At 63.2% G+C, this 23,878-nt stretch carries 26 protein-coding genes; 20 read left to right on the top strand and 6 right to left on the bottom strand.

What is annotated here, in order from left to right; translation table 11 throughout:
* Positions 1 to 44 precede the first annotated feature (44 nt).
* Complete coding sequence (locus M0954_RS10905; RefSeq protein WP_122157502.1) at positions 45 to 224, bottom strand: hypothetical protein; 180 nt, start codon at positions 222 to 224, stop codon at positions 45 to 47.
* A 649-nt stretch (positions 225 to 873) separates the two neighbouring features.
* Here M0954_RS10905 and M0954_RS10900 point away from each other — a divergent pair.
* From M0954_RS10900 to M0954_RS10810, 19 genes are all read left to right on the top strand, one after another.
* The gene (locus M0954_RS10900) at positions 874 to 1,734 is read left to right on the top strand and encodes a polysaccharide deacetylase family protein (protein WP_122157501.1); all 861 of its coding nucleotides are present in this window, start codon (positions 874 to 876) and stop codon (positions 1,732 to 1,734) included.
* Between the two features lie 267 nt (positions 1,735 to 2,001).
* The gene (locus M0954_RS10895) at positions 2,002 to 2,697 is read left to right on the top strand and encodes a beta-ketoacyl synthase chain length factor (protein WP_122157500.1); all 696 of its coding nucleotides are present in this window, start codon (positions 2,002 to 2,004) and stop codon (positions 2,695 to 2,697) included.
* Positions 2,681 to 3,475 (top strand): 1-acyl-sn-glycerol-3-phosphate acyltransferase, encoded by a 795-nt coding sequence (locus tag M0954_RS10890; RefSeq protein WP_297353135.1) that lies wholly within the window; start codon positions 2,681 to 2,683, stop codon positions 3,473 to 3,475. The genes M0954_RS10895 and M0954_RS10890 overlap by 17 nt, the downstream gene beginning before the upstream one ends.
* Positions 3,450 to 3,749 (top strand): phosphopantetheine-binding protein, encoded by a 300-nt coding sequence (locus M0954_RS10885; RefSeq protein ID WP_122157498.1) that lies wholly within the window; start codon positions 3,450 to 3,452, stop codon positions 3,747 to 3,749. Before M0954_RS10890 ends, M0954_RS10885 begins: the two co-directional genes overlap by 26 nt.
* 2 nt (positions 3,750 to 3,751) lie before the next feature.
* Positions 3,752 to 4,003: an acyl carrier protein gene (locus M0954_RS10880; protein WP_074266724.1), complete on the top strand. Its 252-nt coding sequence runs from the start codon at positions 3,752 to 3,754 to the stop codon at positions 4,001 to 4,003.
* Complete coding sequence (locus M0954_RS10875) at positions 4,003 to 4,737, top strand: hypothetical protein (protein ID WP_297353133.1); 735 nt, start codon at positions 4,003 to 4,005, stop codon at positions 4,735 to 4,737. Before M0954_RS10880 ends, M0954_RS10875 begins: the two co-directional genes overlap by 1 nt.
* Positions 4,734 to 6,425: an AMP-binding protein gene (locus M0954_RS10870; protein ID WP_297353141.1), complete on the top strand. Its 1,692-nt coding sequence runs from the start codon at positions 4,734 to 4,736 to the stop codon at positions 6,423 to 6,425. Before M0954_RS10875 ends, M0954_RS10870 begins: the two co-directional genes overlap by 4 nt.
* Positions 6,422 to 8,197 (top strand): glycosyltransferase, encoded by a 1,776-nt coding sequence (locus M0954_RS10865; RefSeq protein ID WP_133893814.1) that lies wholly within the window; start codon positions 6,422 to 6,424, stop codon positions 8,195 to 8,197. The genes M0954_RS10870 and M0954_RS10865 overlap by 4 nt, the downstream gene beginning before the upstream one ends.
* Entirely contained in the window at positions 8,184 to 9,776 is a 1,593-nt protein-coding gene (gene hutH, locus M0954_RS10860; protein WP_122157496.1) for a histidine ammonia-lyase, read from the top strand. The genes M0954_RS10865 and hutH overlap by 14 nt, the downstream gene beginning before the upstream one ends.
* Complete coding sequence (locus tag M0954_RS10855; protein ID WP_122157495.1) at positions 9,773 to 10,204, top strand: thioesterase family protein; 432 nt, start codon at positions 9,773 to 9,775, stop codon at positions 10,202 to 10,204. The genes hutH and M0954_RS10855 overlap by 4 nt, the downstream gene beginning before the upstream one ends.
* On the top strand, positions 10,192 to 10,896 hold the full coding sequence (locus M0954_RS10850) for an outer membrane lipoprotein carrier protein LolA (RefSeq protein WP_297353131.1): 705 nt from the start codon (positions 10,192 to 10,194) through the stop codon (positions 10,894 to 10,896). The genes M0954_RS10855 and M0954_RS10850 overlap by 13 nt, the downstream gene beginning before the upstream one ends.
* The gene (locus tag M0954_RS10845; RefSeq protein WP_297353129.1) at positions 10,896 to 13,316 is read left to right on the top strand and encodes an MMPL family transporter; all 2,421 of its coding nucleotides are present in this window, start codon (positions 10,896 to 10,898) and stop codon (positions 13,314 to 13,316) included. The genes M0954_RS10850 and M0954_RS10845 overlap by 1 nt, the downstream gene beginning before the upstream one ends.
* Positions 13,313 to 14,497, top strand: coding sequence for a beta-ketoacyl-[acyl-carrier-protein] synthase family protein (locus tag M0954_RS10840; RefSeq protein ID WP_297353127.1), 1,185 nt, complete (start codon positions 13,313 to 13,315; stop codon positions 14,495 to 14,497). The genes M0954_RS10845 and M0954_RS10840 overlap by 4 nt, the downstream gene beginning before the upstream one ends.
* An 8-nt stretch (positions 14,498 to 14,505) precedes the next feature.
* The gene (locus M0954_RS10835; RefSeq protein ID WP_297353125.1) at positions 14,506 to 15,003 is read left to right on the top strand and encodes a hotdog family protein; all 498 of its coding nucleotides are present in this window, start codon (positions 14,506 to 14,508) and stop codon (positions 15,001 to 15,003) included.
* On the top strand, positions 15,000 to 15,725 hold the full coding sequence (locus tag M0954_RS10830; RefSeq protein ID WP_122157491.1) for a 3-ketoacyl-ACP reductase FabG2: 726 nt from the start codon (positions 15,000 to 15,002) through the stop codon (positions 15,723 to 15,725). Before M0954_RS10835 ends, M0954_RS10830 begins: the two co-directional genes overlap by 4 nt.
* Positions 15,725 to 16,951 (top strand): beta-ketoacyl-ACP synthase, encoded by a 1,227-nt coding sequence (locus M0954_RS10825; protein ID WP_122157490.1) that lies wholly within the window; start codon positions 15,725 to 15,727, stop codon positions 16,949 to 16,951. Before M0954_RS10830 ends, M0954_RS10825 begins: the two co-directional genes overlap by 1 nt.
* A complete protein-coding gene (locus tag M0954_RS10820) occupies positions 16,948 to 18,195 on the top strand; it encodes a beta-ketoacyl synthase N-terminal-like domain-containing protein (protein WP_297353123.1) in 1,248 nt (415 codons plus the stop codon). The genes M0954_RS10825 and M0954_RS10820 overlap by 4 nt, the downstream gene beginning before the upstream one ends.
* A 44-nt stretch (positions 18,196 to 18,239) precedes the next feature.
* Positions 18,240 to 18,668 carry a signal peptidase gene (locus tag M0954_RS10815; protein ID WP_122157488.1) on the top strand — a complete coding sequence of 143 codons (429 nt, stop codon included), beginning with the start codon at positions 18,240 to 18,242 and terminating at the stop codon, positions 18,666 to 18,668.
* A gap of 42 nt (positions 18,669 to 18,710) precedes the next feature.
* Positions 18,711 to 19,148 carry an excinuclease ABC subunit A gene (locus tag M0954_RS10810; RefSeq protein WP_122157487.1) on the top strand — a complete coding sequence of 146 codons (438 nt, stop codon included), beginning with the start codon at positions 18,711 to 18,713 and terminating at the stop codon, positions 19,146 to 19,148.
* Between the two features lie 101 nt (positions 19,149 to 19,249).
* On the opposite strand, the gene M0954_RS10805 is transcribed toward M0954_RS10810, so the two are convergent.
* Positions 19,250 to 19,990 (bottom strand): class I SAM-dependent methyltransferase, encoded by a 741-nt coding sequence (locus tag M0954_RS10805; protein WP_122157486.1) that lies wholly within the window; start codon positions 19,988 to 19,990, stop codon positions 19,250 to 19,252.
* 126 nt (positions 19,991 to 20,116) lie between these two features.
* Between M0954_RS10805 and M0954_RS10800 the strand changes: the two genes are divergently transcribed.
* Positions 20,117 to 21,358: an NAD(P)/FAD-dependent oxidoreductase gene (locus M0954_RS10800; RefSeq protein ID WP_122157485.1), complete on the top strand. Its 1,242-nt coding sequence runs from the start codon at positions 20,117 to 20,119 to the stop codon at positions 21,356 to 21,358.
* A gap of 28 nt (positions 21,359 to 21,386) precedes the next feature.
* Here the strand turns inward: M0954_RS10800 and M0954_RS10795 are convergent, their stop codons facing one another.
* The 4 genes from M0954_RS10795 to M0954_RS10780 form a co-directional block, all read right to left on the bottom strand.
* On the bottom strand, positions 21,387 to 21,767 hold the full coding sequence (locus tag M0954_RS10795; protein WP_297353121.1) for a nucleotide pyrophosphohydrolase: 381 nt from the start codon (positions 21,765 to 21,767) through the stop codon (positions 21,387 to 21,389).
* 31 nt (positions 21,768 to 21,798) lie between these two features.
* The gene (locus M0954_RS10790) at positions 21,799 to 22,233 is read right to left on the bottom strand and encodes a Fur family transcriptional regulator (protein ID WP_123386739.1); all 435 of its coding nucleotides are present in this window, start codon (positions 22,231 to 22,233) and stop codon (positions 21,799 to 21,801) included.
* Between the two features lie 67 nt (positions 22,234 to 22,300).
* Positions 22,301 to 23,344: a lysylphosphatidylglycerol synthase domain-containing protein gene (locus tag M0954_RS10785; RefSeq protein WP_297353119.1), complete on the bottom strand. Its 1,044-nt coding sequence runs from the start codon at positions 23,342 to 23,344 to the stop codon at positions 22,301 to 22,303.
* A 4-nt stretch (positions 23,345 to 23,348) separates the two neighbouring features.
* Positions 23,349 to 23,878 (bottom strand): glycosyltransferase (locus M0954_RS10780; RefSeq protein ID WP_297353117.1); only part of this gene is annotated, 530 nt, incomplete at its 5' end.

Here is a 23,878-nt window from a genome sequence, read left to right as displayed (position 1 = left end):
GCAAAAAGCCGGCGCAGGGTGCGCCGGCCGATCCATAGCAGGACTCAGCCCTGAGCAACGTTGGTGGGTACTGTGATCGAGCCATGCGGTCCGCCGCCGGGACCACCAGGACCACCAGGACCACCGCCGCCCGGGCCGCCCCAACCTGGGCCCGGTCCCCACCAGCAACCGCTCAGGGTTGCCGTCAACGCAGCCAGGGCCGCCACTATCGCTAACTTTCTCATGCTTTTCTCCTTCGTGAGATATTGCGAGCACGGATGCCGTCGCTTCAGAACCCGTGAAATGCAATGCCCTGAACATATCAACCGACGAAGGATCGTGTTTGAGAACGTAGTTACAAAACCGTACAAAGGTTTGTCGACGGCACACGCGGGTATTCGCTGAATCACCCTTGTTTGCACACGCTTTAGTAAAGTATGGAACGTCGATTGCACCATCCGATGCTTCTACTTCCTGTTGCTCTAAGTAAGCCGATGTAAGGGCTTGGGTTTGCTTCGCGCAGCAACCTGAGTCGTTCGAGATCTCCTGGAACTCCTCACCTTATAAGCAGCAACTCCTGGAAGTCCTCACCATCCCGAATCCTCTCACCTTAACCAGTAAGTTGACTAACGAGCAACCAACGTACGACGCCTTCCACCTCACAACGCACTCCGCGTTTGCACAGACTCGAACGAGCGTAAAGACCCGCCACAAATAAAACGGGTCTTACGCCACACCTGCTCGTCGCGCGCTACACCAATCCTCGCTCATGCAATAAACTTCGGGCTTGAGCGAATGCGCTGTGCATCGCGGATCCGCACCTTTCGCAAACGTAATTTGCGTCAGAAAGGCCACCGCGTAGCTGGCCACCTATTAGAGAGTCGAAGAAGCAGGATGACCGAGCCCATCTCGCGGGTGCCCCTCGGATTGGACACGACGTCCTCACGTCGCTGGCCTGTCGCAGGCCACCCCAGCGCATTGAAGCTGACCGCCGCGTGGCATGCCGCCGCGCTGGCCGGTTGTGCGCTCGCGCCGTCAACGTGGCCGTGGTGGCTCGCGGGCACCGCCATTAACCATGCCGCTGTCACGGCGGCAGGACTATGGCCGCGCTCGTCGGTGCTCGGACCCAACTGGACCCAGTTGCCGGCGGTCGCCGGCAACGCGAACTCCATCGCGTTGACCATCGACGATGGCCCGGACCCCGTCGTCACGCCGCAGGTACTCGATCTGCTCGATCGCCATGGCGTTCGAGCAACGTTCTTCTGCATCGGCACCGTGGCCCGCCGTTATCCGTCGCTCACCCGCGAGATCGTGGCGCGCGGTCACGCAGTGGAAAATCATTCGCAGACGCACCGTCACACGTTCTCGGTAAAAAGTCCGATTGCACTCGCCCGCGAAGTAGCTGCGGCGCAACGCACGCTAACCGAACTCACCGGCGAGCGCCCGGTATTTTTTCGTGCGCCGGCGGGTCTGCGCAATGTCCTTCTGGAACCGGTGCTGCAAGCCTTCGACCTGCGCCTCGTGGCGTGGACGAAACGCGGCTTCGACACGCGCGAAGCGGATCCCGAGCGGGTCCGGCAACGTTTGCTCAACAATCTCGCCGCACGCGACATCCTTCTCGTGCACGACGGCAATGCCGCGACCACCGCTAGTGGCCAGCCTGTTCTGCTCTCTGTCTTGCCCGATGTGTTTGAAGCGGCCAGAGAACAGGGACTTCGGTTTATCACATTACGCCAGGCTTTCACATCCGACTGACTGAAAAGTCCATGTGGATTCCCGCTTAATGTCAATTTGCTTCGCAGTGCGCGTTAAAAATCGTCAGTATCGGCCGAGGCAGATTATTTCTATTCCCGGCCCTATATAATTCGCGCAAAATGCCGTTAACGTACCTAACCGATTAACAAGCTGTATCCAGGCTGCACATGGTTAGGGTCCGTAACGCGCTGTCTTTTAACGAGTTTTGCGAACTCGTTCCGACGGTTAAACCCGAAGCAGTTGCAGCCTCAATATAAGAATACCGATATGCCCGATTTGCGCTGGACCATGCCGGTAGCATACTGGTCCTTCTGGTCCCCCGTCTCCGCGACGAAACCCGATACAGGTTTTATTGAGCCGATGGTGCGTCGACGCCTGAGCTCCCTGTCAAAGGCGGCGCTCAAGGTAGCGCACGACTGTACGGGCGGGAAGCAGGCCATACGCGTGGTGTTCGCATCGCGGCACGGGGAGTTGCGGCGCACCACCGACATCCTGCGCAACATCGCCGCGGCCGAGCCGGTCTCGCCGAACGCCTTCAGCCTGTCCGTTCTGAACGCCATGTCCGGCATCTTCGGCATTGCACGCGGCGACCGCTCGCCCGCGACGGCCATCTCGGCTGGCCCGGAATCGCTCGGCTACGCGTTACTCGAAGCCTACGCGCAACACATGCATCAGCCCTCGCCGCCAGTGCTGGTCGTCTATGCCGACGAGCCCGCCGACGCGATGTACGGCAATGTCGCAGACGAAATCCAGGAAGGCGCCCTCGCAATCCTGGTTGACGCAGACACCGCGCAAGGTCACCTTGAATGTGCCGTAAGCGGAATGGACGAAGCAAACGGCGCCGACCCGCGCCTCTCCACACAAAGCGCGGCGCTCGTCCACTGCCTCGACTCCCACCAGCCCGCAGCGTGGCAAACCGCGAACGTCAGCTGGCAATGGAGATGGCATGACCGCACGGTTTAATTACGGCTGGCGGCTCTTCTCCACGGGCATGAGCTTCGTGGTATTCGGCATCTGCGGGGTGCTGTTCTCCATCCTCGCCTATCCGCTCGGGTGCCTGTGGCCACATGCCGCCTCCCGTCAACGTGCGGTCACGACCGTGATTCACTATTTTTTTCGGGCACTGGTCGCAGCCCTGCAGTGGACCGGCGTGATGGAACTCGAGGTCGCAGGCGTGGCAAGATTGCGCGCCAGCGGCCCGGCAATCGTCGTGGCCAATCATCCGACGTATCTCGACGTCGTGGTGCTGCTCTCGCTGGTGCCGTCGGCCTGCTGCGTGGTGAAGAACGCACACTGGGGTAATCCCTGCTTCTGGGGCATCGTGCGCGCGGCGGCTTATGTGAGCAACGCGGATCCTGTCGAATTTGTCGCGGACTGCTCGCGCCAGCTCGCCGCAGGCCACACGATGATCATTTTCCCCGAGGGCTCGCGCAGTCCCGCGCCGAACCGGTTGCACGCGTTTTCGCGCGGCTTTGCCTATATTGCGCTGGATGCCGGGGCGCCGATTGTCCCGGTCCTGATGAATTGCGATCCACCGGCTTTTACGAAGGAAATGCGCTGGTACGATGTGCCGCCGCGTCCGTTCCGTATCAGCGTGAACGTGCTCGATCCCGTCGGGGCCGAGCAGCTCGCGATTCAGGATGAACCACCGTCCCTTGCAGCACGCAGCGTGACCCATGCTATCGAGAAACACATTACCCAGCACCTGTTCGACTATGGATTCTTTAAAACTGGAAATTAAGCAGCTCCTGATCGAAGCGTTCGATCTGGAACACCTGACACCCGCCGATATCGACGACGATGCCCCGCTCTTCGAAACGGACGGCGTCGGGCTGGATTCGATCGACGCGCTGGAGATCGGCATCGTGCTGCGCAAGCAATACCGCCTGGTAATCAGCGCGGATGACCCGCACATGCGCGATCACTTTCGCTCGGTCGGCAGCCTGGCAGCGCTGATCGCCAGTCAGCAGGATACGGCCGCCGCAGTCGGCGCAACCGCAAGCACAGGGGAATAATCGTGACCGAGGCAGAAATTCTGGAGCGCATTCGCGCCATTTTCAAAGAGAACTTCGCTATTGAGCCGGCACGTGTGACGCCCGAAGCGCATCTGTTCGAAGAACTCGATCTGGACAGCATCGACGCCGTCGACCTCGCGATCAAGCTGCAGGAAATGACTGGACGCCGCATCAAACCGGAAGAGTTCAAGCAGGTCCGCACGGTTGGCGACGTGATCAGCGCGATCGAATCGCTGCTCGCGGCACAGGACTGATGCTGTCCGTCCCCTCGTGCAAACAGCAGGCCGTCGAAGCTGCCGCGCACGATATCGAAGCTGATGAGGACCTCGCTGTACCGGCGACGGTCGTCGTGCCTGCCGAAGGCAAAATGCGTGGCAACCGAAGTAGCAAACCAGGCGGGAAACTGAGCGGCCCACTTAGCATTGCCACCAAGCTCGCTTACCCGCTCGTCATCCTGTGCGCCTGGCACTGGGATGCGCCGCGCTACGTCGGCTGTATGCTGTTCGCTCTGCTCTGGCTGCAACGCTGGGCCGGCACCGGTACATTCGCAAGCTCGCTGCGGCGGCTGACGCCGGTCGACTGGTGCGTCGCCGCGGTGCTCAATGTCGCGTCGGTAGCGATCGTGTGGACCAACAGCGAACTGCTGCTGCGACTCTACCCATCGCTGGTCAACCTTGGCTTGCTAGTCGCGTTCGGCGCCACACTCGTAGACGGCCCGTCGATGGTCGAAAAATTCGCCCGTCTGCACAATCCCGATCCGACTCCGCAAGTGATCCGCTATACCCGGCGCATCACCCAGCTCTGGTGTGTCTTTTTCACGCTGAATAGTGCGTTCTCCGTCTATACCGCGTTGTGCTGGCGGCGCGAAGCCTGGTCGCTGTATAACGGTGCGCTCGCCTATGTGCTGATCGGCGTGTTGCTGCTTGCCGAGATCGCATGGCGCCGCTTCTTCATGCTGCCGAGAGCCGCAGGTTCGGGGGCATCATGATCGCGCTGCATGACCTGCTGGTCTCGGCGCGCGCCAATCACACCCCCGTGTGCCGCGACGCCGACACCGTCCTTGATTTCGCTTTCTTCCGGGCCCGCACGTTGCGGCTCGCTGCCGCGCTGCAGGCCCAGCCTGCAAAGCGCTACGCGTTGTGCCTCGACGATCCGTTCGACTTCGCCTGCACGCTCTTCGCCTTGCTCGCGAGCGGCAAAGAGCCGGTCATTCCGGCCAACGCCACGCCGGGGTATCTCGCGGATCTGGCCGATGCCTACGACTGCCTCTTCACAGCAGTCGATCTGGTGACGCTGGAACGCGAAGCGGTGCGCCAGGCCGAACCGGCTGGCACGAGGGCAATCGATCCGGTCGCAAGCCTGACGCTCTTCACGTCGGGCAGCAGTGGCGCGCCGAAGCCCGTTCACAAGACACTCGCCCAGTTCAACGCCGAAGTGCATACGCTTGAAAAGCAATGGGGCAATGCACTCGGTAACGCGACGGTTCTTGCGAGCGTGCCGCATCACCATATCTACGGGATTCTGTTTCGCGTGTTCTGGCCGCTGGCGGCCGGACGTGCATTTGATCGCACCGTCAGCACCGACCCGCAGGCGCTCCAGGCACGCATCGCCCAATGCGGCGCGGCGGTCGTCGTATCCACGCCTGCGCAACTGTCGCGTTGGCCTGATCTGCCGGCCTTCGCAACACTGACGCCGGCGCCGCTCGCGTTCTTCTCGTCGGGCGGCCCGCTCGCCGCCGAAACGGCACGTCAATACGCCGAGCGTTTCGGCGCCGCCCCGCTCGAGGTGTACGGCAGTACCGAAACCGGCGGCATCGCGTGGCGCCAGCAGGACAAGTCGGACGCATGGCGGGCGATGCCCGGCATTCTGGTCCAGCGTGCCGAAGACGGCGCACTCAGCGTGCGCTCGCCGCATCTCGGCCACGACGACTGGCACCGCACCGACGACGAAGCCGCCTTCGACAGCGACGGCCGCTTCCGTCTGCTAGGACGCCTTGATCGCGTCATCAAGCTCGATGGCAAGCGCCTCTCGCTGGCCGAACTGGAAGCGCGTATCGCGCAGCATCCGTTTGTCGCGCAAGTTGCGGTGACACGGCTCGCGAACGCTTCGCGCGAACGGGCCGGCGCTGTCGTAGTACTGACCGAGGCAGGCAGCGAAGCGTTGCGCACGAGCGGACGCGTGGCGCTTGTGAAAGCCTTGCGCCGGCATCTGGCCGCGTATTTCGATCTCGTCGTGCTGCCGCGTCACTGGCGCTTTCGCCTTGCCTTGCCGTTCGATGCGCGCGGCAAGCTTCCGGCCGCCGCGCTCGCCGCAACCTTCGAGGCGCGTGCAGACGGTGTCGAAGTGCTGGCCGAGGCCCAACAGGGCGACAGGTTCTTCTACGAACTGCACGTTCCGCGCACGCTGGTCCACTTCGCGGGCCACTTCCCCGGCTTGCCGATCCTGCCCGGCGTCGTACAGGTAGACTGGGCCGTGCGGCTTGCCGCAGCCCAGGTGCCCGCCGCAACCAATGTCGCTTCGATAGACCGCCTCAAATTCATGGCGCCGGTGCCACCCGGCGCGCAACTCAAGCTGACGCTCGTGCACGACGCATCGCGTCAACGGATCCAGTTCACTTATCGCCTCGGAGAGCGCAACTGCGCCTCAGGCGTGATCGTCTACAGGGAGCCTGCATGAGCAACGCTGCCTGCATCGTGATCCCTATCTACAACCACAAGGACGCGATTAGCGCGACTGTGGCAAATCTGGTCGTGCACGGCCTGCCGCTTTACGTCGTCGACGACGGCAGCAACGAAGCGACCCAGCAGGTTCTCGCCGCACTGGTGCAGCAACACGCAGGCCAACTCACGTTGCTGCGTCTGCCGGTCAACGGTGGCAAAGGCGCAGCGGTCATGGCGGGTCTGCGCGCCGCGCGCGCGGCCGGCTACACGCATGCCTTGCAAATCGACGCCGACGGCCAGCACGATGCCGCCGACGTACCGCGTTTTCTCGAAGCCTCGCAGGCCAACCCGCGCGCGGTGATTCTCGGCCGGCCGGTCTATGACGCGAGCGTGCCGAAATCGCGGCTCTACGGCCGTTATGTGACGCACGTCTGGGTATGGATCGAAACGCTCTCGCTCACGATTCAGGATTCGATGTGCGGGTTCCGTCTGTATCCGCTCGACATCGCCTGCGCGCTGATCGACAAGGTGAAGCTCGGCACGCGTATGGACTTCGACATCGAAATCCTAGTGCGCCTGCACTGGCGCCGCGTGGAGTTCATCGCGATTCCGACGCCCGTGACCTATGCGACAGACGGTGTGTCCCACTTCGACGTGCTGTGGGACAACGTGCGGATCAGCCGCACACATACGCGACTCGTCGCCGGAATGCTGTGCCGCTTGCCGCTACTGCTGCTGCACAAGGTGACGCCGCGGCGCGCCGTTGAGGCCACCGACGCCACCAGCGCGACAAGCACCACGGGTGCCAACGAAAGCAACGGCGGCAACGAAGCCAACGAAGGCCATGCCGCCTGGTGGCGCATGGCCGAACGCGGCAGCCGCCTTGGCATGATGTTGCTCGCGCTCGGTTGCAAGACGATTGGCCCGCGGCTCACGGCGTGGTGGCTGCATCCGATCGTCGCGTACTTCCTGCTGACCGGCCGCCCTGCGCGCGAAGCGTCGCGGCACTACTTCGAGCACCTTGCACAGGCTTCGCCACAGCAAGAAACCCCGCATCCGGGATGGCGCTCCGCATACCGGCACATGCTCGCGTTCGCGCAGTCCGGCTTCGACAAACTGACGGCGTGGTCGGGGCGGATCGCACCGGCCGACTTCAACTTCGACGATGCCCGCGCACTGGACGACCTGCTCGCGAGCGGCCGCGGCGCGCTCGTCATCGGCTCGCATCTCGGCAATCTGGAGATGGCCCGGGCGCTCGCGGTACGCGGCGCCCAAGCCAAGGTGACAGCAATCGTCTACACGGAGCATGCGCGCCGTTTCAACAGTGTTCTAGCCTCGGCGAATCGCGAGTTCACGCAGCATATGGTGGAAGTGAACGACTTCGGCCCGGAAACCGCGATGATGATGCAGGAGCGCGTGGCACGCGGCGAACTGCTGGTGATCGTAGGCGACCGCACGCCTGCCCGCCAGATGGGCCGAACCACGACCGCGCAGTTTCTCGGCGCGAGCGCGCCGTTCGCTCAGGGGCCCTACGTGCTCGCGCATGCGCTCGAGTGTCCCGTCTATCTGTTCTTTTGCCTGAAGGAGCGCGGCGGCTACCGCTTGTATTTCGAGCCGTTCGCCGAGCGCATCGAACTGCCGCGCCGCGAACGCGAGCGGCACATTTCCGCGTGGGCCCAACGTTACGCCTCGCGCCTCGAGCACTATTGTCGCAAGGCGCCCTATCAATGGTTCAACTTTTTCGATTTCTGGGCGCGCCCCAGTGGAGGCGCACATGGCCGAAAATGATCTGACGCAGGACGTGAGCCAGGTGGCTCGGGCGGAAGTTGGGCCCATCACGATCGGCGGCCGGCGGCTGACGATCGAAGAGGTGGTCGCGATCGCACAGCAACGCGTGCCGGTCGCCCTGAGCGCCGATCCGGCCTGGCGTGACCGCATCGCACGCGGCGCCGACTTTCTGCGACGCCATCTTGCCGCAGGCGCGACCGTCTACGGCGTCAACACCGGCTATGGCGATGCCTGCGTGGTCGACGTGCCAATGGAGCTGGTCGAAGCGCTGCCGCTTCAGCTCACCCGCTATCACGGTTGCGGCATGGGGCGGCACCTCGATGACGACGAGACGCTCGCGGTGATCGCCGCGCGCCTCAATTCGCTTGCCTACGGTTTTTCCGGCGTGCGGCCGGTGCTGCTCGAGCGCGTGGCAGATCTGATCAATCATCGGGTGCTGCCGCGTATTCCGGCCGAAGGATCAGTAGGCGCAAGCGGCGATCTCACGCCGCTGTCGTACGTCGCTGCTGCACTCGTGGGCGAACGTGAAGTGCTGTTTCGTGGCCGCCTGAGCGAAGCGCGGGAAGTGTGGGCCGAACTCGGACACGAGCCGCTCACGCTCGCGCCGAAAGAAGGTCTCGCACTGATGAACGGCACGGCGGTGATGACGGGGCTCGCGTGTCTCGCGTTCGCGCGTGCCGCGCATCTGACGCGGCTCGTTGCGCGCCTGACCGCACTATCGACCATCGCGCTCGACGGCCGGGCCGCGCATTTCGATCCGTTGCTGTTCGAAGCCAAACCGCACGCCGGCCAGGCCGAAGCCGCCTCCTGGATTCGCGACGACCTCACCGGCCGCGACGACACGCCAGGACACCGCCTGCAGGACCGCTATTCGATCCGTTGCGCGCCGCATGTGATCGGCGTGACGTGTGACGCACTGACCTGGATGCGCCGCGATATCGAGAACGAGCTGAACAGCGCCAACGACAACCCGCTGATCGACCCGGACAGCGAACGCGTGCTGCATGGTGGCAACTTCTACGGCGGTCACATCGCCTTCGCGATGGACGCGTTGAAAACCGCCGTGGCCAACCTCGCCGATCTGATGGACCGGCAACTGGCCCTGCTCGTCGACGACAAGTTCAACAACGGGCTGCCACGCAACCTCTCCGGCGCTACCGCGGCGCGCGCGCCGATCAATCACGGCTTCAAGGCCGTGCAGATTTCGTCGTCCGCATGGACGGCGGAGGCGCTCAAGCAGACGATGCCCGCGAGCGTCTTCTCGCGCTCCACCGAAGCGCACAATCAGGACAAGGTCAGCATGGGCACGATCGCCGCGCGCGATTGCCTGCGCGTGCTGGAACTGACCGAGCAGGTCGCCGCAGCGCATACGCTTGCTACCGTGCAGGCCGTCCGCCTGCGCTTGCGGATCAACGACGCGACCTTCGTCCCGCATCCGCTGCAAGCGTTTGTGGAAAGCGTGAGCGCAGGCTCGCCTTTCGTTGACGAAGACCGCGCGCTCGAGATGGACCTGCGCGCTCTGACCGCGCGTATCGCCGCATGCAAGCTGGTCGAGCACCCGGGCGGAGGTGCGCAATGAACGACTCATCCAAAGTCCTGACGGCGAGCGCGGCAGTGGAAGTGCCGTTTCACGATGTCGACGCGATGAACGTCTGCTGGCACGGCCACTACCTGAAGTACTTCGAAGCAGGCCGCGCTGCGCTGCTGCGGGCATTCGATTACGACTATCCGGAGATGCAGGCGTCCGGTTATCTATGGCCTGTCGTCGAAGCGCATCTGAAATACGTGCGCCCGGCCCTTTACGGCCAAAAACTCGAAGTGCGCACGCGACTGCTCGAATACGAAAACCGCCTGAAAATAGGCTATGAAATTGTCGATCTGGCATCGGGCACGCGATTGACGAAAGGCTATACGACTCAGGTAGCGGTCAACGCGGCCACCCAGGAATTGCAGTTCGTCTCCCCGCCGGTCGTCTTCGAAAAGCTGGAGCGCGTATGGGCACGCTAAGAGCGCGCGTCGCGCATGTGGTGGCTGTAGCGGCGGCGAGCCTGGCTCTGCAGTTCCTGGTGTCACCGGCACGCGCCGCCGCAGCTACTCCGCCGACCACCTCCGAAGCGTCGGGCTCGACTCAAAGCACCAATCTCGTGTCGCAGATTGCCGCGCAGTTAGGACGCGCAAATGGCATCCGCGCGCGCTTCACGCAGACACAAACCCGCGAGGCGCTGAAACAGCCGCTGGTCAGTTCGGGATCCCTGCTGCTGATGCGTGGACGTGGCGTCGTCTGGCACGTCGAGACGCCGTACCAGGCAACCTATCTGATCACCGATGCAGGCGTGAGCGAAGTCAACGCGGCTGGCCAGCGAGTGGGGGGAGCCAGCTCTCATGGCACGTCAGGCCCACGCGGCGTGGCCGAGGTGTCGCGAATGATGCGCGCGATGCTCGGCGGCGATCTTTCGGCGCTCTACTCGCAATTCGACGTGCAAGCAGTGGGCACGTCGACGCAGTGGCAGATGCAGCTCACGCCAAACCAGCCGCAACTGGCCCAGGCGATCAAGGAATTGCAGATGAGCGGCGGCAACTATCTGCGCACTTTACGCATTACGCTCGCGAGCGGCGACGTCACCAGCCTGGACTTCACAGACAACGCGGCGGTGACCGACCTGACGCCCGCCGAGCAGCAGCTGTTCGGAGCGCCCTAGTGGACGTATTGCACACGCGAAGCGCGAAACAGGCATGGGGCATGCGAGCCGCGTGGCTGGTGTTCGCACTCGCCGCGGCGTTGTACTGCGGCTGGCGCTTCGCCGGCCCGTCGCCGCTGCAGACGAATCTGCTCGCGTTGTTGCCGGCTACGGAGGCAGACCCAGTCGCAGAAGAAGCCGTCGACAAGCTCGCCGCCGCGCTCGGCGACCGCACGGTATTGCTGGTCACGAGTGACAACGCGGCTCACGCGAAAGCTGCCGCAATGGAGTTGGGCGCGACGCTGTCCGCGAGTGGCGCGTTCCGCTCTGTGACGGCGCCCTTGCCGCCATTCGATATGTCCCAGATCGGCGCGCTGTACATGCCCTACCGCTTCGGCCTGCTCGCACCGTCTGATCGCACACTGCTGGCCGGAGCACCGCAGAATCTGCATGACATCCTGCAGCGTCGTCTCTACGCGCCGGCCGAAGACGGCCTCGCCACCCAGCTTGGTGACGACCCGTTCGGCTGGCTCGAGCACTGGCTGGACGGTTTGCCGCTTGCCACCTCCAATCTGCAGATCGAGGACAACCTGCTGGTCTCGCATCGCGGCGCGTCGACCAGCGTGCTCGTGATGGCAACGCTGCCCGGCTCCGCTTACGAAACCCAGACCCAGCGCGCGGTGCTCGCTGCCGTCGCACATGGTGAAGCAGAACTGAAGCAGACGTACCCTGACGTCACGCTCGCCAGAACCGGTGCCGTGTTCTACGCCCAGGCGGCGCGCAGCGCCTCCGAACATGAGATGCACGCGATCGGCCTCGTATCGATGTGCGGCATCGCGCTGCTGATGCTGTGGATCTTTCGCTCGCCGCGGTTGTTGCTGCTCGGTTTCGTTTCGACGGCGCTCGGCATTGTCGGCGCCCTCGCCGTCACGCTGCTCGTCTTCGGTCAACTGCATTTGCTGACGCTCGTCTTCGGCGCGAGCCTGATCGGCGAAGCCGTCGATTACTCGATCCAGTATTTCGTCGTCTATCTGAGCGCGCAACGCGGCTGGGATTCGCAACGCGGCGCACGCGCAGTCGCGCCGGCGTTGACCGTCGCGCTGGCAACGAGCCTGCTTGGTTACGCGATCCTCGCCTGCGCGCCGTTCCCCGCGCTCAAACAGATTGCGTGCTTTGCCATCGCTGGGATTTCGATCGCCTTCGCTTCGGTCCTCTTGCTGTTGCCGACGCTGCTCACCCGCGCACCGGCTCGCAGCCCGCAATCCGTGTTCAAGGCGGCAGCACGTCTCCTGAAGAAATGGCAAACGCTGATAGGCGGCCGCCGGGCCGTATGGCTGGCCACGTTGTTAATGCTCGCCTCTGCGCCGGGCTGGCTGCAACTGAGAAGCGATGACGACATCCATCTGCTGATCCAGCGCGACCCGACGCTCGTCGCCCAGGAGCGCGAAGTCACGCGCGCAGTGGGCGTCGACAACACGGCGCAGTTCTTCGTGGTGCGCGGCGAAACGCCGGAGATCGTGCTGGAGCGCGCCGAAGCGCTCGGTGCGAAACTCGATGCGCTGACTGGAACGTCGAGTGCGGGGAACTGGCAATCGGTGACGTCGTTCGTTCCGTCCGCGCAGCGGCAAAAAGCCGACCATGCACTGCTGGCCGTCCACGTGTTCAACGACCCAACCGCCTTGCGCGCAATGCTGCTCCAGGCCGGATTTCGCGACGACGTCGTAGACACCTGGCTCGCGAACTACGCGAAATCGGGGTCCTCGGTGCTCACTATCGACAGCTGGCTTGCCGCGCCATGGTCGCAGCCGTTCCGTCATTTGTGGCTCGGCGAAACGCAGACAACACCCCGCGCTTTCGCCGCTGTGGTGATCCCGCAAAGCGTCACGGCGGCTAACGAGCCCGCACTGCTCGGCGCCGCGCACGCAGTCCCAGGCGTGAGCTTCGTCGACAAGGCCGCGAGCGTGTCGAAGCTGTTCGGCGAATATCGTGTCGATGCCGCCGTCTGGCTCGCAGGCGCGCTTCTGCTGGTGCTGGTCCTGCTGATGGTGCGCTACCGGGCGCGCGGCGGTCTCGCCGTGACGCTGCCGGTGCTGCTGGCCGTCGGCGTCACGCTCGCGGTGTTTGGTTACACGCACATCCCCGTCACGCTGTTCAACTGGCTCGCGTTGATGCTCGTGCTCGGCGTGGGCGCAAACTATGCCGTGTTCCTGCGCGAAGGCACCTTGCGCGCCGATGCGGATCCCGGCGCGGTGTGGACCGGCGTGCTGCTGTCGTCGGCGACGACCCTGTTGTCTTTCGGCATGCTCGGCATGAGCTCGATGCCGGCGTTGCGTAGCTTCGGCGCGACCCTGTCGCTGGGCATCTTGGTGTCCGTGCTGCTGGCGCCGATCGGCATTCCGTCGAAACAACAAGCATCTCGCATTGAGGGAGAACCGGCGTGAGCACGTCACGTGTTTATCTGCATGCGCTCGGCATGATCAACGCACTCGGACACGACGTGCCGTCGATCGTCGCAGCGCTCGCGAACGGACAGGCTCCCGGCATGGGCACGCTGCGAACCCGCCTCGGCGAGGCCTTCGTCGGACGCGTCACGAGCGCGTTGGACCTCGCGCCGCCCGCTGCGCTTGCGCACTACGATTGCCGCAACAACCGTTTGCTACTGGCCGCGCTCGCGCAGATCCGCCCCGCCATCGAAGCGGTGCGCGAAAGGTACGGCGCCCGCCGGATTGGCGTGGTGCTCGGCACCAGCACGTCAGGCATCAGCGCCGCCGAAGCCGCTCTGACGCAACATGCGGAAACGGGTGAGATGCCTGCCGGCTTCGATTATCGTCAGATGGAAATCGGTACAGCAGCGCCGGTCGCCGCTGCGGCGCTGGACGTAGAAGGACCGGCCTTCACCGTATCGACGGCCTGCACCTCGGGTGCAAAGGCGGTCATCTCGGCGCGCCGGCTGCTCGAGTTGAACCTGTGCGACGCAGTCATAGCAGGCGGTGTCGACTCGCTCTGCGAACTGACGCTGCAGGGTTTCGCCTCGCTCGAATCGACCAGCGTGACGCGAATGAATCCGCTGAGCCGCAATCGCCGCGGGATCAATGTCGGCGAAGGCGCAGCAGTATTTCTGATGAGCCGCGACGAAGGGCCGGTCGTGCTCGCGGGTGCCGGCGAATCGAGCGATGCACATCACATCTCGGCGCCTGATCCGCAAGGCGTCGGCGGCGAACAGGCATTGCGTGCGGCGCTCGATGACGCAGGTCTTGCGCCGTCGTCGATCGGTTACGTAAACCTGCACGCAACGGCCACTCGCAAGAACGATCAGATGGAAGCGCACTTGATGGCGCGAGTGTTCCCCGGCGGCGTCGCGGCCAGCGGCACCAAACCGTTCACCGGCCATCAACTCGGCGCGGCGGGTGCAAACGAACTCGGCTTCGCGTGGCTTACTCTCGCGCACGACGACGTCGCGTTGCCGCGTCATCTGTGGGATGGCGAGGCCGATGCAGAACTGCCGGTGCTCGACCTCGTCGAGACAGAACGTTTTTTGCCGCGTCATGCTGGCGCACAATACGTCATGAGTAACTCTTTCGCGTTCGGCGGCAGCAACGTCAGCGTGATCCTCGGACGGTGAGCAACGTCATGATCCAGTCCAGTCCGCCCAGTCAAAACGCCGAACGCGAAGCGTTTCCGCCCGTCGAGGAGATCCTGCCGCATCGCGGCACGATGCGCCTGATCGACGCGGTCCTTGCATGCGACGACGAGTCGTTAACGGCCCAGGCACACGTACAAAACGACGCGTGGTACGCCAATGCGGACGGCGCGATGCCCGCGTGGATCGGCATCGAACTGATGGCTCAGGCCATCGCGGCACACGTCGGCTTGCTCGAGATGCGCGCGGGTAACAAGATGCGCCCCGGCGTGCTGCTCGGCTCGCAACGCTACCAGGCACACATCCCGGCATTTGCGCGCGACGCGCTGCTGCGGATCGAAGTCAAAGAGCTATTGCGCGGCGAAGAAGGTCACGGCGCCTATGAATGCATCATCCGGCACGATGAACTCGTGATCGCCGAAGCCGTCATCAAGGTATTTCGGCCGCGCGATTTTCAGTCATTTATCGAAGAGGGTTTCAGGTCATGAGCAGGCGTGTTCTCGTTACCGGCGCAAGCCGTGGAATTGGCCGCGCGATCGCCTATCAACTGGCCGCCGACGGTTTTGCGGTGACCGTTCACTGCCGTACCGGACGCAGCGAAGCCGAGGCGGTCACGGCGGGCATCGCGGCACAAGGAGGCACGGCGAGCGTGTTGCAGTTCGACGTGCGCGATCGCGCCGCGTGCCGCACAGCCCTCGAAGCGGACGTCGATGCGCACGGCGCCTACTACGGCATCGTCTGCTGCGCCGGCGTAACCCGCGATGCGGCTTTTCCTGCGCTCACCGACGAAGACTGGGACATCGTCATCGAAACCGGTCTCGATGCGTTCTACAACGTCGTGCACCCGCTCACTATGCCGATGGTGCGCGCCCGTCAGGGCGGCCGGATCGTGACCGTCTCGTCGGTTTCCGGTGTCATCGGCAATCGCGGCCAGGTCAACTACAGCGCGGCGAAAGCCGGCCTGATTGGCGCGACCAAGGCGCTCGCGGTCGAACTCGCGACCCGCAACATCACGGTCAATAGCGTGGCGCCGGGGCTGATCGACACCGGCATGCTCGATGAACTGCCTCTCGAGCACGCGTTGAAGGCCGTGCCGATGAACCGCGTCGGACAGCCCGTCGAAGTAGCATCGGTAGTGGGCTTCCTGATGTCGGATGCGGCCTCCTATATCACGCGCCAGGTGATCGGCGTCAACGGCGGGATGGTGTGATGAAGCGCGTCGTCATAACGGGAATGGGTGGTGTGTCCGCGTTCGGCAACCAATGGGACGAGATCGAGGCGGCCTTGAAACGCGGCCGCAATGCCGTGCGGCGCGTGCCGGAGTGGGATTACTTCCAGTCGCTGCATACGCGGCTCGCGGCGCCTTTGCCGGGATTCGTCACACCCGAGCACTATCCGCGCAAAAAGACCCGCTCGATGGGCCCGGTCTCGAAGTATGCGGTGCGGGCGAGCGAGTTGGCGCTGGGCGACGCGGGCCTGCTCGACGAGCCGTCCATCAGCGATGGACGCATGGGCGTCGCTTACGGCTCATCGTCAGGATCCGTCGACCCGATACGGGCGTTCGGAAAAATGCTCGACACCGGCTCGATGAGCGACGTGACCTCGAACAGCTATGTACAGATGATGCCGCACACCACGGCCGTCAACGTCAGCCTGTTCTGGGACCTGAAAGGCCGGATCGTGCCTACTTCGTCGGCCTGCGCGTCGGGCAGCCAGGCGATTGGCTATGCGTATGAAGCGATCGCCCAGGGCAAGCAAACGTTGATGCTGGCCGGTGGCGCGGAAGAACTGTCGGGACCGGCGGTAGCCGTGTTCGATACCCTCTATGCAACCAGCACCCGCAACGATGAACCGCATCTGACGCCGCGCCCCTTCGACGCGAAGCGCGATGGCCTCGTGGTGGGCGAAGGTGCGGCCACACTGGTGCTCGAAGAATACGAACACGCAGTGGCGCGCGGTGCGCGCATTCACGCGGAAATCGTCGGCTTCGGCTGCAATTCGGACGGCGCCCACATGACCCAGCCAACCGCCGAAACCATGGCCATCGCCATGAAGCTTGCTCTGCAGGACGCCGCCTTGCAGCCCGAGGCGATTGCCTATGTGAACGCACACGGTACCTCCACCGATCTCGGCGACGTCGCGGAAAGTCGCGCCACCGCGCAGGTCTTCGGTTCACGCATGCCGATCAGTTCGCTGAAGAGCTACATCGGCCATACGCTCGGCGCGTGCGGTGCGATCGAAGCGTGGTGGACAATCGAAATGATGAAGCGCAACTGGTTCGCACCGACGCTGAATCTGGATAACGTCGATCCGTCCTGCGCGGCGCTCGATTACATCGTCCGCGAGGGCCGCACGCTCGAAGCCGAATACGCGATGAGCAATAACTTCGCGTTTGGCGGCATCAATACTTCGCTGATCTTCAGGCGCGCCGGATGAGCCCGGCGACACATACCGCGCGCGGCCTGCGCCGTGTCGTCGTCACGGGCACGGGCATCGTGTCCTGTCTCGGCAACACGCTTGACGGCGTATCGGCGCGCTTACGAGCGGGACGCTCCGGCGTCTCGCGCATCGATGCTTGGCGCGAACGCGGGTTCGGGAGCCAGGTGGCGGGCGTCGCATCGGTGGACGGCGAGCCGCCCTTCGAACGCAAGCTCGAACGCTTCATGGGCGACACCGCCCGCTTCGCGTGTCACGCAGTACGCAGCGCGCTCGACGATGCCGGTCTCGATCCGGTCGCCCTGCATTCGTCGCAAGCGGGCGCTGTGATCGGCTCGGGCGTCGGGACCATGTCGACCTACGACGTCTCCATGGCCATCGCCACGGCGCGTGGGATAGACCGCGTGCCGCCGTACACGGTGCCGCAATGCATGGGCAGCACGACCTCCGCCAACGTGGCGCACGTGTTCGGACTTGAGGGCACGACTTACTCGCCATCGTCAGCCTGCACAACGTCGGCGCTCGCAATTGGCCAGGCACTGCAACTGATCCAGACAGGTCGGCAGCAGATCGTTCTCGCGGGCGGCAGCGAAGCGTTGCACGACAACATGACGCTGATGTTCGATGCCATGGGCGCGCTGTCACGAAGTTTCAACGACGACGCGGAGCACGCGTCGCGTCCCTACGACGTCGCGCGTGACGGCTTCGTGATGGCTTCGGGTGCAGGTGTGCTGCTGCTCGAATCGCTCGAACACGCACTTGCGCGCGGTGCGCGCATCCAGGCGGAACTGATCGGCTTCGGTCATTGCACCGACGGCGCCGATATGGTCGCGCCACGCGCGCCCGGCATTGCGCGTGCGATGCGCGAGGCGCTCGATGAAGCCAGTGTGCGTCCCGACTACATCAACACCCACGCCCCTTCGACTCCGCGCGGCGACCTCGAAGAACTGCATGCGTTGCGCGCGGTATTTGGCGGCGAGGTGCCGCCGTTCTCCTCGACCAAAGGACTGACCGGCCATCCGCTCGGCGCCTGCGGAGCGCACGAAGCCATCTACACGTTACTGATGATGCGGGACGGCTACATCGCCGGGACCCGCGACATCGAGACGATCGATCCTGCGGTGGGAGATATGCCGCTCGTCCGGACGTCGCGCGAGGCGCGCGTCGAGACGGCCATGTCGGTTTCGTTCGGGTTCGGCGGCAGTTGTGCGAGCCTGATCTTTCGCGGCTGGAACGGCGTATGACGTTTCCGCTGACTTTAACAATTAACAAGAAGAGGAAAAACACAATGAGGAACGGTCTCATGCTGGGGGCACTGGCCGCGGTTGTGATTACGCAAGCCGGATGCGCGACCCAGGTCAGGTCGGTGCCGTTGCAATCGGCCGTGCACCAACCCGCCGGGGAAGGCAGCGTTGCTGTGTATTTCGGCTCGCAGGCGCATCCCGCCGTACAAACCCAGCTTGGCGAAACGACGTATTCGGTGCGGGTGGCCCGCGGTGATGGCGGCCCGGACGACTCCTGCGGCAGAGCGCTGGCAGAGGCTTTGACGAAGCTGCGCACCTATGCGCACGAACATGGCGCGAACGCAGTCGTGGATGTGCAAACGCGCTTCCACACCACGGAGACCAGTTCGGCCACCAATTTCACCTGCGGCGTGAGTCCGAGCGCTGCAGCCGTCGCCGTGCGAGGCAATCTCGTAGTGCTGCAAACCAACTAACCGCCTTACGAACCGCCGTACTAACTAGAACGAGGAACCTCCATGAAACGCCATCTCATGCTTGCCGCGCTGTGCGCCACGCTGGTTACGTCGCACGCTTTCGCTCGCGACTCCGTCGCCACCTATCCGGTGGATGCCGCACTGGCGAGCGAACCGGGCAAAGTCACGCCGGACGTCGCGCTGTACTTCGCCGGTCAGAGCCACGCGGCAGTCGCAAAGTCGTACGGTGCGGTCGCCACGAACAAGAAGACCAATGCCTTCGGCAAGAGCGATCTGCAGGCTTGCCAGCATGTGTTCCTCTCTGCCGTGATCGAGTTGCAGGATCGTGCGCGCCAGGAAGGCGGCAACGCGGTCATCAACATCAAAAGCAACTACAAGAACGAACTGACGGAAAGCCCCACGGAATTCACCTGTGGCGCAGGTGCGGTAATCGCCGGTGTGGCGCTGGTGGGCGATGTGGTGACGTTGAAAGGGCGGTAAAAGAAGGTATTAGCGAGGTGTTGCCGGTGGCGGCAAGCGGAGAATCATCCGTTTACCGCCCCACCTTTGGCAATGCCGTTGCAGTACAGGTGCGCAGCGCGTCAGCCCGCTTTAACAGCTGCGACGTTGACCAGCGTCTCGCGGCGCTTGCCGGGTTTCGGACGATGCAGGCCGATCCGCTCGAGCAGACCGAAGTCCGTCGCACGGCTCCACCAGAGGTAAGGCAGCGAAACATTGCGCGACGTGAAAGCGAAGCCCGCCTGGCGGATCATGTCGAGGTATCCGTCGGCGCTCTTCTGTACATGCATAGGATGACGGAACAACAGACGGATCACCCAGGACTTGATGTAGGCCTCGGTCGATTCAGCGAACAGCAGCACGCCGCCCGGCTTCAGCACACGGTGGAACTCGGCCAGCGCGCGCTCCTGCTCGACGAGATGATGGAAAGTTTGATGACAGAACACGATATCGACGCTCGCACTGGGCAGCGCAAGCTGCGCGCAATCGCCGTGCAGCACTTCGATGTCGGTCGCGCTGCCGGCGCTTGTGGCCTTGCAAGCGCGAGCGGCTTCTGCGGCGAGATCGAGCGAGGGTGTATGGTAATCGATGCCGATGATGCGGCTCGGGCGAAACGCTTCGGCAAGCAGACGAAACGAAATGCCCTGTCCGCAGCCGACGTCGGCGATGACGGGTGCGTCAGGCAGCGGTGTATCGATCAGGCCCTTCAGGTCGTTGATCGCGACACGCAAAACATGATGCTCCCAGGTATGGGTGCGCAGGAACCAGATTCCGAAGGCCGTTTCATGTACGAACGGCACGCGGGACAGTTCAGATGACGACATATGTTTCACCTGGCAATTCTGAATTTTGATTGGACGCAAGCCATTGTAATGGCAAGCGGGAGAATAATGGCTCTGAGCCCACGCGGGCGCAGTTCACTTCACTTTAGATAACTGTTTGAGGAAAGATTGAATTCCCTTCCATCGAGAAACATCGTCGACGTAGCGATCATCGGTGCGGGTCCCGCCGGCGCGGTCGCAGCAGCTTTGCTCAGAAAAGCGGGCCGCTCGGTGCTCGTCCTCGAGCGGCAGCATTTTCCCCGCTTTTCGATTGGCGAAAGCCTGTTGCCGCAAAGCATGACCTACCTCGAAGAGGCCGGCATGCTGCAGGCGGTCGTGCAGGCAGGCTTCCAGCACAAGAACGGCGCGCATTTCATCTGGCGCGACAAGTCGTCTGCGTTCGACTTCCGCGACAAGCATACGCCCGGATGGGGCACGACCTATCAGGTCGAGCGGGCGGTGTTCGACGACATTCTGATCGGCTGTGCCGCGGAGCAGGGTGCCGACGTGCGCTTCGGGCATACGGTACGGGCCATGCAAACTGGCGACGCGCCGGTGCTCGACGTGGTCGATGAGGAAAACCAGGCATATCAGGTGCAAGCCCGGTTTGTGTTCGACGCTAGCGGATTTGGCCGCGTGCTGCCTCGTCTGTTGAATCTCGAGGCGCCGACGAGAATGCCGACGCGCGCGGCCATTTTCACGCACGTGCGCGACGGCCTGACGCTTGATGCAACCGACCGCAACAAGATCTGCGTCGCGACGCATCCGGACCGCAGCGATGTCTGGTTCTGGATGATTCCGTTGGCGGGCGGGCGTTCTTCCGTGGGCTGCGTCGCGGAAGCCGAGTTCCTCGACAGCCCCGAGGAGGAACGCGACGAAAAACTGCGTGCATTGCTGCAGCAGGAGCCGACGTTCGCCAGGCTGCTCGGCAATGCGCCGTTCCTGATGCCGGTGCGTCACATTGGCGGGTATGCAGCGAACGTCGAGCACCTGCACGGGCCGGGTTATGCACTACTTGGCAATGCAGGCGAGTTTCTGGACCCGGTGTTCTCTTCGGGCGTGACGATTGCGCTGCGTTCAGCGCATCTCGCCGTGCAAACGCTGGAGCGGCAACTGAACGGAGAGCAGGTCGACTGGCAGGCCGAGTACGACATACCGCTGCGCAAGGGCATCAATACGTTCCGTGCGTTTGTAGAGCGGTGGTACACGGGAGCGCTACAGGACATCATCTTTTATCCGCGTCAGACGACGATGATTCGCCGCATGATCAGCGCGATCCTGGCGGGGTATGCGTGGGATGAATCGAATCCGTATGTTGCGGATCCTGTGCGACGGCTGGATGCGCTACATGAAATCTGTCTGACGCACTGAGCGTGTGAGTGGGGGAGAACTCCGGGCACTATTGATTTTTGTCTTTGTACTCGGAGTATTTTCTCGAATCACCACGCACCTGGTCGGCGGGGTATTTCGCGCGGTTGAGGGCCATCTTCTCCAGCACCGCCTGAAAGAGATCGACCTCCATTTTGTCGGCGAGGCGAACGAGGTAGACCAGGACGTCCGCCATTTCGTGGCGAATGGCAGTCAGCTTCGTTTCGTCAATTTCATTTTTGCCCCCCGAAACAAGCCACTGAAACGGTTCGAGCAACTCGCTCGCCTCGACGCTGAGCGCTGTTGCCAGATTCTTCGGGGTATGGAATTTGTCCCAGTCGCGTTCGTTCACAAACTCACGAACGAGGTCACGCAATTCCGTTAGGTCACTTCGCGATTCAGGCTTGTTCACGGCAGCTCCTGTTCGTATCGCGCCGGCTGCTTCAGCCCTTGCGCCTGCGAGCCTCCTCACAGTCAGGACACTCGCCGTAGACAATCGCAGACGCGCAGGCGTAGGTAAACTTGTGCTCGGCGGCCATGGACCGATACGCGGCCTCTATCGTCGCGTCATAGGCGTCACGAATTGTACCGCAGCGATTGCAGACGAGATGGTAGTGAGGTTTTCCGCGATTCAACTCGTAAATGACGCGCGAATCACCGAGTGAGGCACTTGTGATCAAACCCATCTCGAGCAGATGCGACAAGGTCCGGTAGACGCTCGCCAGACTGAATGATTCTGTATCGGCAGCTAGCCTGCGGTAGATCTGATCCGCAGAAAAATGCTCGACCGGGTTGTCGCGGAACAGGGTTAGGACAGCGACTCGATTGGGTGTCGCGCGTATCCCCGCTCGCGACAGCTCAGCATAGACAGTTCTCATCTCATGGCGCCGAAACAGACGGCGGTATCGTGCACCCGGGATGCTTAAGGTTTGCTTAAGGATGTTGTTAGGTTCGCGAGCTCGCGGCGTCGTTGCGGCTGTTCGCTGTCGCCGTTGTCGATAGCGCGCTCACCAGCCGCACATCTGCTGTGCCGGAAGACTCGGCAATCTGCCACGCAAACAAGCCTGGCACGAAGATCAGCAGATCGCGAATCCGCCGCGCCCCCGCGAGTGCGAGGCAAATTGAAGGGTCAAGACCGATCGCCCCGCCAATCAGGATGAAACCGCCCTCCTGTACCCCCAGGCCTCCGGGCACAAAAAAGGCCGCACTGCTAACCGCCTGGATCAGCGACTCGATCACCACCGCCTCGATAAAGCTCACCTGCGAGCCGAGAAAATACAGCGCGAGCCAGATCTCCAGCGCGGTCAATACGCACTGCAGCGGCTGCCAGAAGAAAAGATAGCGCAGCACGACGCCACGGCGGCGCCAGATCAGCTTGATCGCCTGATCGATCTGCTTCGACTGACCGACAAGCGCAGCCAGCTTGCCACTGGTTGCACGGTTGAGCACGCGGGTGATGCGTTCGAACGGACTGGCATGCTGCACCAGCGAAAACAGCACCAGCAGCGGCGTGAGCGCCACAATGCCCCATGCCAGATCCGCAGCAAGACGCAGCGTGCCCGATGCCGCATGCGCGAACAGAAACCCGATGCCCACCATGGTGAACATCAACTGGCTGATCAGCGTGAGCTGCATATCAACGACGAGACTCGCCGCCGCGGTCGAGCCGCGCAAACCGCGCCGCCGCATCATGCGGAACGACACCACTTCGCCGCCGATGCGCGCCACCGGCAACATGCTGTTGACCGATTCGCGGATCCAGACCAGCCGCAACATGCCCGCAACGCTCGGCCGGTTCGCGCCGCGAATCAGGCTTTGCCAGTCGCACGCGTTCGCAAGCATCGGCAGGACATGGGCCAGCCCCGCCAGCACCAAACCGGCGCCTGCTGCACGCATCAGCCCAAGGACCGCACCCGGGTTGTCGTGTACAACTAACCAGAGCGATGCAATCAGCCCTGCCAGCGCGGCGATACGACCCAGATGCTTCATTGTCCTACTCGTCCTGAACCGGCGACAGCAACCCATCGCCGTCCACTCTGAAACTGAAGCCTCGCCAGATCACCCGCGTCGAAAAGAAACTCGTCACGAAGATCAGGAACGACACGATGTCCCACAACGGCAGCAGCCATAAGTCCCTATGCGCTTGCCGCAACGCATGATCCGACTGTACCTTCAACGCAAGCCGCGCGAGCAGCGCAGCTGCCACAAGCGGCCACGCCCAGGCTGCGCCACCCGAGAGTGCCGTAGCAAGCAACGCAAAAGCGAGTGGATGCATCAACGACGAACCCAGATGGGCAACCGGGGTGATCGTCCGGATCGTTCGGCTCCAGCGCAATTCGTGCGCAATCAGCTTGGTGACACTCGTTTCGACACATGCATGCGACACGGTGAACGGCGGGATCACGACCTTCTCGCCAATCATGCGCACCGCTTCGCCGATCGCATGATCTTCCGCCAGATGATGCACGAACTGCGCGAAGCCGCCGATCTTCTCGAGCGTTTCGCGCCGCATCGCAATGGTCT

The organism is Paraburkholderia sp., from assembly GCF_026225065.1.
GTDB lineage: Bacteria > Pseudomonadota > Gammaproteobacteria > Burkholderiales > Burkholderiaceae > Paraburkholderia.
Note: the sequence above shows the minus strand (reverse complement) of the source record. Positions and strands in the feature narration are given on the sequence as shown.

Bases quoted from the DNA above. Each gene is read 5' to 3' on its own strand.
- M0954_RS10885 (WP_122157498.1), top strand. From the start codon at position 3,450: ATGGATTCTTTAAAACTGGAAATTAAGCAGCTCCTGATCGAAGCGTTC.
- M0954_RS10855 (WP_122157495.1), top strand. From the start codon at position 9,773: ATGAACGACTCATCCAAAGTCCTGACGGCGAGCGCGGCAGTGGAAGTG.
- M0954_RS10810 (WP_122157487.1), top strand. From the start codon at position 18,711: ATGAAACGCCATCTCATGCTTGCCGCGCTGTGCGCCACGCTGGTTACG.
- M0954_RS10825 (WP_122157490.1), top strand. From the start codon at position 15,725: ATGAAGCGCGTCGTCATAACGGGAATGGGTGGTGTGTCCGCGTTCGGC.
- M0954_RS10830 (WP_122157491.1), top strand. From the start codon at position 15,000: ATGAGCAGGCGTGTTCTCGTTACCGGCGCAAGCCGTGGAATTGGCCGC.
- M0954_RS10865 (WP_133893814.1), top strand. From the start codon at position 6,422: ATGAGCAACGCTGCCTGCATCGTGATCCCTATCTACAACCACAAGGAC.
- M0954_RS10805 (WP_122157486.1), bottom strand. From the start codon at position 19,990: ATGTCGTCATCTGAACTGTCCCGCGTGCCGTTCGTACATGAAACGGCC.
- M0954_RS10835 (WP_297353125.1), top strand. From the start codon at position 14,506: ATGATCCAGTCCAGTCCGCCCAGTCAAAACGCCGAACGCGAAGCGTTT.
- M0954_RS10900 (WP_122157501.1), top strand. From the start codon at position 874: ATGACCGAGCCCATCTCGCGGGTGCCCCTCGGATTGGACACGACGTCC.
- M0954_RS10815 (WP_122157488.1), top strand. From the start codon at position 18,240: ATGAGGAACGGTCTCATGCTGGGGGCACTGGCCGCGGTTGTGATTACG.
- M0954_RS10790 (WP_123386739.1), bottom strand. From the start codon at position 22,233: ATGAGAACTGTCTATGCTGAGCTGTCGCGAGCGGGGATACGCGCGACA.
- hutH (WP_122157496.1), top strand. From the start codon at position 8,184: ATGGCCGAAAATGATCTGACGCAGGACGTGAGCCAGGTGGCTCGGGCG.
- M0954_RS10785 (WP_297353119.1), bottom strand. From the start codon at position 23,344: ATGAAGCATCTGGGTCGTATCGCCGCGCTGGCAGGGCTGATTGCATCG.
- M0954_RS10895 (WP_122157500.1), top strand. From the start codon at position 2,002: ATGCCCGATTTGCGCTGGACCATGCCGGTAGCATACTGGTCCTTCTGG.
- M0954_RS10820 (WP_297353123.1), top strand. From the start codon at position 16,948: ATGAGCCCGGCGACACATACCGCGCGCGGCCTGCGCCGTGTCGTCGTC.
- M0954_RS10875 (WP_297353133.1), top strand. From the start codon at position 4,003: ATGCTGTCCGTCCCCTCGTGCAAACAGCAGGCCGTCGAAGCTGCCGCG.
- M0954_RS10905 (WP_122157502.1), bottom strand. From the start codon at position 224: ATGAGAAAGTTAGCGATAGTGGCGGCCCTGGCTGCGTTGACGGCAACC.
- M0954_RS10850 (WP_297353131.1), top strand. From the start codon at position 10,192: ATGGGCACGCTAAGAGCGCGCGTCGCGCATGTGGTGGCTGTAGCGGCG.
- M0954_RS10890 (WP_297353135.1), top strand. From the start codon at position 2,681: ATGACCGCACGGTTTAATTACGGCTGGCGGCTCTTCTCCACGGGCATG.
- M0954_RS10870 (WP_297353141.1), top strand. From the start codon at position 4,734: ATGATCGCGCTGCATGACCTGCTGGTCTCGGCGCGCGCCAATCACACC.